Here is a 7,423-nt window from a genome sequence, read left to right as displayed (position 1 = left end):
TCAACCCCACCCAACACCACATCCCACAAATCCCCCGGCGAACCCACCCCACCACCAAAACGACAACCCATCCCCACAATCGCCACCGCCTCACCCACACCCACACCCACAACACCCACACCCGACACCACACCCGACACCAAACCCACCAACCGCTCCGCCACCAACACCGGACTCGGAAAGTCGAAGACCATGGAGGAGGAGAACGACTGGCCGGTTTCGGCGGTCACCAGGTTGCGCAGTTCCACCGCGGTGAGCGACGAGATGCCGAGTTCCTTGAAGGTGAGCGCACCGTCCACCTCCGCCGGATCGGCGTACCCGAGCGTCTCGGCGACCAGGCGACGGACGAGCAGCTCGGCGGCGGGCCGGCGCTCCTGTTCGGGCATCGCCAGCAGACGCCCCGCCCAGCTCGCCGGATCGACGTCCGCCGTCGCGGTCGCGGTGTCCTGCGGGGCGGCCGGTACCGACGCACCCGCGTGCCCGGCGGCGGTGTCGGCGGCCGTGGCGGTGTCGATCCAGTACGGCCGCCGCTGGAACGCGTACGTCGGCAGGTCGGTACGGTCGGCGGCCGGCCACAGTGGTGACCAGTCCACCGGTACGCCGTGGGTGTGCAGCCGGGCCAGCGCGGTCAACGCCGTCGTCGGCTCGTCGCGGTCCCGACGCAGCAGGGCGGCGTACGCCGAGTCCTCGGCGTCGTGCTCCGCCTCGGCGAGCCCGGTCAGCACCGGGTCCGGCCCGAGTTCCAGGAACCCGGTGACCCCGGCGGACCGCAGCGTGCGGAGGCCGTCGAGGAAGCGGACCGGTCGACGGATCTGCGCCGCCCAGTACGCCGGGTCGGCGTAGTCGGCCCGCACCAGCTCCCCGGACACGTTCGACACCACCGGTACCAGAGGTGTCCGGGTGGGCACGCCGGCGACGATGCGGGTGAACTCGTCGAGCGCCGGGTCCATGTGGGCGGAGTGGAACGCGTGGCTGACCCGCAGCCGTCGGGTCTTGACGTCGAGCTGGTCGAAGTGGGCGGCGAGGTCGGCGACGGCGTCGGCGTCACCGGAGACGACGACGGCGTTGCGCCCGTTCACGGCGGCCAGGTCCAGCCGCCCGGCGACGTCGGTGAGGTGGGCGGACACGACCTCCTCCGGTGCGGCGATCGCCAGCATCGCGCCCCCGGCCGGAGCGGCCTGCATGAGCCGGCCACGGGCGGCGACGAGCAGGCAGGCGTCGGGCAGGGACCAGACCCCGGCGGCGTACGCGGCGGACAGCTCACCGATCGAGTGGCCGAGCAGGTGGTCGGGGCGTACGCCGAAGGAGACGGTGAGCCGGAACAGTGCCGTCTGGAGGGCGAAGAGCGCGGGCTGCGTGTAGCCGGTCTGGTCGAGCGTGTCCGGGTCGTCCCAGACGACCTCGCGCAGCGGCCGGTCCAGGTGCCTGTCGAGTTCCGCGCAGACCTCGTCGAACGCGTCGGCGAAGACCGGCGAGGCGGCGTACAGGTCACGTCCCATCCCGGGGCGCTGGGCGCCCTGGCCGGTGAACAGGAAGGCCAGCCCGCCGCCGCCGGCCCGGCCGGTGACCAGCCCGGCACGGCGACGACCGTCGGCGACGGCGGCCAGGCCGGCGAGCAGGTCGTCGCGGTCCCGGCCGACGATCGCGGCCCGGTGGTCGAAGCCGCTGCGGGCGGCCAGCGAACGGCCGACATCACCGACCGGCACCGTGGGCCGGTCGACGAGGTGGTCGTGCAGGCGCTGCGCCTGGGCGCGCAGCGCCGCCGGGGTACGACCGGACAGTGGCCAGACGACGCGGTCCACGGCGGGTACGGCGGCCGGGGTACCGGGCGGTGCGGTGGCGGGCGGTTCCGCGGCGGGCAATGCCGCGGCGGGCAATGCCGCGGCGGTCGGTGCGGGCCAGGGGCCGAGGACCAGGTGGCAGTTGGTGCCGCCCATGCCGAAGGAGGAGACGCCGGCCAGCGGCCGGGTGGCGGGCCACGCGGCGAGGGTGGTCTGCACGGTCAGCCTGGTGGCCGCGAAGTCGATCGCCGGGTTGGGCGTCTCGTGGTGCAGGGAGGCGGGGACCAGCCCGTGCCGCAGGGCGAGCACCGTCTTGATCAGCCCCACCACCCCGGCGGCGCCCTCCAGGTGACCGACGTTGGTCTTGGCCGAGCCGACCAGCAGCCGGTCACCGGGGGGCAGGGCCGCGCCGACCACCGCGCCGAGCGCGGCGGCCTCGATCGGATCACCCACCGGGGTGCCGGTGCCGTGCAGTTCCACGTACCCGGTGGCGGCCGGGTCGGTGCCGGCGCGGATGTGCGCGAGCCGGACCACCTGTTCCTGGCCGGCCCGGCTGGGGGTGGTGAGACCGTCGCCGCCCCCGTCGTTGTTGACGGCGCCGCCGTGGACGACACAGACGATCCGGTCGCCGTCGGCGACGGCGTCGGCGAGCCGCTTCAGGACGACCAGGCCACCGCCCTCGCCCCGGACGTACCCGTCGGCGCGCGCGTCGAACAGGTGGGTACGCCCGGTGGGCGACAGGCCGCCGAAACCGCGTACGGCATCGGTGCTCTCCCCGGTGAGGATCAGGTTGACGCCACCGGCGAGCACCATCGTGCACTCGCCGGCGTGCAGCGACTCGATCGCCCGGTGCACCGCCACCAGGGCCGACGACTGGCCGGTGTCGACCACCATGCTCGGCCCGGCCAGGCCCAGCCGGTAGGAGACCCGGTTGGCGATGACGCTGCGGTGCAGCCCGGTGAGGGTGTGCGGGCCGGGGTCGCCACCACCGCGACGGGTCAGGGTGGCGTAGTCGTCCTGGATCGTGCCGATGAACACCCCGGTCGACGAGCCGCGCAGCGGCGTCGGGTCGGTGCCGGCGTTCTCCAGCGCCTCCCAGGCCAGTTCCAGCATCAGCCGCTGCTGCGGGTCCATCGCGGCGGCCTCGCGGGGCGACACCCCGAAGAACGGGGCGTCAAAGCCGGCCACGTCGTCGAGGAAGCCGCCGCGACGGACCGTACCCGGGTCACCGGACCAGCGGTCGGTCGGTGCCTCGCGGATCGCCTCCTCCCCGCGTACCAACAGGTCCCAGAACTCCGCCGGGGAGGCTGCGCCGGGGAACCGGCAGGACATTCCGATGACCGCGATGGCGTCCTGGTACGCGGGGGCGATGCTTCCCATGGGTGGCCGTCCCTGTTCGGTGGTGGGATGTCGGAGCGCGGATCAGGCGACGGCGGCGAGCACCTGGTGCAGGCGCGCCGAGAAGGCGCGGGGGTGCGTGGTGTGGCCGTTGCGGCCACCGGGGAACTCCACCACCGCCGTACCGAGTTCGTCGGCGAGCGCCTCCGCGCAGACGTACGCCCAGATGTCCTGCGAGATGCAGCCGCCGGCCGGGACCACCCGGATCCCGGTCTGCTTGAGCCGGGCGATGTCGTCGGCGTCGAGCTGGCAGTTGCGGAAGGCCGGGCCGTCGTACTTGACGAAGAACTCGATGTTCGCGGCCCGGTCGACCGTCATCGGCTGGAAGTCGACGCCCGGTTCCATCTCCAGGGTGGTCAGGTCGATGCCGCTGAGCGCCGCCATCTGTTTCATGGCGGGGCCCCAGCCGTCGTTGTGGTAGGCCCGTTCGGCTGCGGCCACGCCCCGCACGACCCGTTCCCGGGTGGCCGCCGGCAGCAGCCGCAGGGTGGGCGCCTCGTGCGCGACCAGGGTGCGGACCTGCTGCGGGTGCCGCAGCGAGAGGTAGAGCCCGATCGCCGCACCGTAGCCGGAGCCGAGCACGTGGGCGGGCTGGTCGGTGAGGTGGGTGAGCAGGGCACTCGCGTCGTCGGCGTGGGTCTCCATGGTGAGCGGACCGGGTGGCCCGTCGAGCTTGCTGCGGGACAGGCCACGCCGGTCGTAGGTCACCACCGTGTACCGGTCGGCGAGTTGCTGTACGAGGTAGCTGGTCCGTCCGGCGTCACCCTCACCGGCCTGCAGGACCAGCAGTACCGGTCCCTGCCCCTGGACCTCGTAATAGAGGCGTGCTCCGGGTACGCCAAAGGTCCCGGTATCGACATCGTCGGCCACGATCGCGTCCACTGAATCCCCTCCGTTGCGCACTCGGAACGTGTGACGGTTCGACGCTAGACAGAGGGCCTAGAACGCATCTAAAACGGCAGTTCACTCCAGCCAGGACGGCCTTTCCCGCAGGGTGAGCACGGCCGCGGAACAGAGCCAGCCCGGCCCCTGGGAGACCAGCAGGAGGTGGTCGCCGGGCTGGACCTGCCCGGTGACGAGCAGGTGTTCCAGCGAGATGACCAGGTCGGCCGCCCCGACGTGCCCGACCGAGCGGCCGTAGTCCCAGACCGACCGGGACAGGTCGACGCCGAGCGGGCCGAGGGTGGTGAACTCGGTCATCCGGGCGTCCTCGTTGATGGTGATCACCCGGGCCAGGTCGGCGACGTTGAGATCCGCGTCGACCAGGGCCCGCCGGATGATGCCGACGTCGAACTCGCTGAGGCTCTCCACGGCCCGCGCCAGCGGCATCTCGTCGTCGGTGAAGGCGGCCGCCCGGGCGGCCATCGACACCGGTTCGACGGTCTGTCCGGCCGGTGGGGTCAGCGGGCCGTCGCCGCGGTGCCACCGTTCCAGCTCGGGCAGGGTGCCGGAGCAGATCGACCGCACCTCGGCGAATCCCGGTTCGGTGGTGACGACGGCCGCCGCGGCGCCGTCGGCGAGGATGTACGAGTCACCGAAGCCGTGCCACCTGTCGATCAGCGGCGTCTCGAAGTTCTGGGCGGTGGTCAGCAGGGCCACGGCGAGTTCCGCCACGCCGGTGAGCTGCCCGACGGCGATCTCCAGGGCGGCGAGCAGCCCGTTGCACCCCTGCCGGATCTCCAGGGAGCCGACGCCGGTCACCCCCAGCTCGCGCAGGACGTAACCGGGTGGGTAGGAGCCCTCGGGGCCCTGGTGGTAGACGCTGGCGTGGATGTGTGACTCGACGTCGGCGGTCGCCACCGAGGACCGCTCCAGCGCGGCCCGGGCGGCCAGCACCGCCATGTCGAGGGCGGGTAGTTTCGTCGAGACGTGCGTGCCGGTCAGGCCGCTGGCCTCGAAGACCTCCGCCCGGTACCGGCCGTCCGCGACCGCGTCCTCGGCGCTGACCCAGTCGGGCAGGTACTGGCCGATCCCGTCGAGATAGACACCATCGACTCGCACGGGGTCCCTCCATTCTTCAGCTGTGTCCGCCGCGGGCCGGCGGGTCGTCAGTAGCCGAGCAGTTCCTGCCTGAGGTGACGCACCAGGGCGTCGGGCGTGGAGTGGTCGAAGACCACCGTGGGCGCGAGCCGCAGGTCGGTCTCCGTGCTGATCAGGTTGCGGACCGTCAGGGCGGACAGCGAGTCGAACCCGGCGTCCCGGAACCGCCGGTCCCGTTCGACGGTTTCCGCCGACGCCAGGCCGAGCACCGCCGCGACGTTGCGGCGTACCAGTTCCAGCAGGATCTGGTCCCGGTCGCCCTCGGGCGCGAGCACCAGTCGTTGCTTGAGGCCGGCCGGAGCGTCGACGGCGGCCCGTACGGTGCGGCGGGCGACGGCCGGGGCCAGCGACCGCAGCAGCGCCGGGGCGTCGGGGGAACGGGACCAGGTGCCGGCTCCGGCCGCGACGACCAGCGACCCACCGAGGCGGCAGGCCGCCTCGACGAGGGCGAGTTCGTCCGGGGACGGCTCACCGGCGGGCCGCTCCCGCAGCAGCGTGACGGTCGGGGTGGCGCTGTCGGCGACCGCCGCCGCGTCGGGGGCGTCCACCCGGACGACGGTGGTGGTGGCGTCGTCCCCGCTGCCGTCGCCGGCCTCGATCCCGCATCCGCGCAGGAAGGCCACGGTCGCTCCGCGCGCCGCCGACGCGCCGCCGGTGACCAGCACCGGGCCGGTGACGTCGAGCGGCGTCGCGTCGTGCACCGGGACGGCGACCCGGGTCAGCCGGGGCGTCAGCACGGTGCCCCGGCGCACGACCAGGTGCGGTTCGGCCAGGGTGAGCGCCGTCGCCAGGGCCCGCCAGGACGCCTTGGCACCGTCGACCACGACGGTGTCGCCGGGTGCGGGCGGCGCGTCGGCCGGCACCGCAGGGGCCGGGACCGCGTCGGGCGTGGTGCCGCCCGCCCGGCCACGGCGGCGCACGGCGGTGGCGGTCGGGTCCCGGTGCAGGGTGACGAGGCGGCTGGTCTCCCAGGGGCTGCCGTCTGCCGGGGCGGGGTCGGTGTCGGTGAGCAGGATGACGTCCGGGCGGGGCGCGCCGGCTTCGACCGCGGCGGTGAGCGCGGCCAGGTCGGGGTACGCCTCGGCGTAGGTGTCCGCCGACATCAGCCCGGCGCGCGCCCGCAGCGGGTCGGCACCGACGACGACCAGGGTCGGTGGCGACGGCGGGACGGGCGTCGGCACCGCGACCCACTCCACCCGGAACAGGCCGTCCTGGGCGGCGGCGCTCGCGGTCCGGGCCTCGCCGGCCGGGCAGGGGCGGGTGGTGACGGCGGCGATCGTGGCCACCGGGGAGCCGGTCGCGTCGGCGACGGTCACCTGGCCCGATCCGGCGCGGTGCACGCGCAGCACGGTCGCGCCCACGGCCCGCAGGGTGACGCCGTGCATCCCGACCAGCCGGGACGGTGTGCCGGCCGGATCGCCGACGGCCCGCAACGCGGCGTCGAGCAGGGCCGGGTGCAGTCCGAAGTGGTCCGCCTCGGCGTGCTGCCGGTCGGGCAGCCGGACCTCGGCGAAGACCTCGTCGCCCCGCCGCCACCGCGCGACACCGTCGGTGGTGGGCTCGGCGGTCGCGTCGGGCGCCGGCCAGACCGTCAGGTCAGCCCCGGGCAGCGGTACGCCGACGGCGAGCGTGCCTGCGGCGTGGCACCGCCACGGGGCGCCGGCCGGGGTGTCGGCCCGTCGGGAGTGGATGCTCAGCGCCCGACGGGCGTCGTCACCCGGTGCGCCGATCTCCACCCGCAGGTGGACGGCGGTCCGGGCCGGCACGGTCAGCGGCTCGTGCAGGGTGAGGACGTCGACGTGGTCGAGCCCGACGTCGTCGCCGGCCTTCAGCGCCAGGTCGAGCAGGGCGGTGCCGGGCAGCACGACGGTGTCGCCGACGGTGTGGCCGGCCAGCCAGGGCAGGCCGGCCTGGGACACGGTGCCGGTCAGCACCATCCCGCCCGAGCCGGGGAGTTCCACCGCGGCACCGAGCAGCGCGTGGTCGCCCCGGTCGGTGGTGCCGGTGGACGGGGCGTACCTGAGCCAGTAGTGCTCGTGTTGGAAGGGGTAGGTGGGTAGGTCGACCCGGGCCGCCTCCGGCACCACCCGCTCCCAATCCACCCCCACCCCCGACACAAACGCCTCACCCAACGACAACAACACCCGACCCACACCACCCTCACCCCGACGCAACGTCGGCACCACCACACCACCCGAACCCAA

4 protein-coding genes are annotated in these 7,423 nt (G+C 74.1%); all 4 read right to left on the bottom strand.

Features of this window, described 5'->3' with window-relative positions; genetic code table 11:
* Positions 1-3,161: type I polyketide synthase (locus tag JQX11_RS31850; protein WP_204928622.1), on the bottom strand; the 3,161-nt coding region annotated here is incomplete at its 3' end.
* Positions 3,162-3,203: 42 nt separating this feature from the next.
* Positions 3,204-4,061, bottom strand: coding sequence for an alpha/beta fold hydrolase (locus tag JQX11_RS31845; RefSeq protein WP_204928621.1), 858 nt, complete (start codon positions 4,059-4,061; stop codon positions 3,204-3,206).
* Positions 4,062-4,142: 81 nt separating this feature from the next.
* Positions 4,143-5,180 carry a ketoacyl-ACP synthase III family protein gene (locus tag JQX11_RS31840; RefSeq protein ID WP_204928620.1) on the bottom strand — a complete coding sequence of 346 codons (1,038 nt, stop codon included), beginning with the start codon at positions 5,178-5,180 and terminating at the stop codon, positions 4,143-4,145.
* Between the two features lie 47 nt (positions 5,181-5,227).
* A partial coding sequence (locus JQX11_RS31835; protein ID WP_204928619.1) for a phosphopantetheine-binding protein occupies positions 5,228-7,423 on the bottom strand: 2,196 nt, incomplete at its 5' end.

The organism is Micromonospora humida (genome assembly GCF_016901255.1).
Taxonomy (GTDB): domain Bacteria; phylum Actinomycetota; class Actinomycetes; order Mycobacteriales; family Micromonosporaceae; genus Micromonospora; species Micromonospora wenchangensis.
Note: the sequence above shows the minus strand (reverse complement) of the source record. Positions and strands in the feature narration are given on the sequence as shown.